Origin of the sequence: Priestia aryabhattai (genome assembly GCF_023715685.1) — a bacterium.
GTDB lineage: Bacteria > Bacillota > Bacilli > Bacillales > Bacillaceae_H > Priestia > Priestia aryabhattai_B.
The window spans coordinates 1-255 of record NZ_JAMBOQ010000118.1; the positions used below are offsets into that span (position 1 = coordinate 1).

General features: G+C 54.9%; 1 rRNA gene. It reads left to right on the forward strand.

The features are described 5' to 3' along the window. A 23S ribosomal RNA gene (locus tag M3225_RS29295) occupies positions 1 to 255 on the forward strand; the annotation flags it as partial.

Consider the following 255-nt stretch of genomic DNA (forward strand, 5'->3'; position numbering starts at 1 on the left):
GGTGAAATTATAGTACCTGTGAAGATGCAGGTTACCCGCGACAGGACGGAAAGACCCCGTGGAGCTTTACTGTAGCCTGATATTGAATTTTGGTACAGCTTGTACAGGATAGGTAGGAGCCTGAGAAACCGGAGCGCTAGCTTCGGTGGAGGCGTCGGTGGGATACTACCCTGGCTGTATTGAAATTCTAACCCGCGGCCCTAATCGGGCCGGGAGACAGTGTCAGGTGGGCAGTTTGACTGGGGCGGTCGCCTC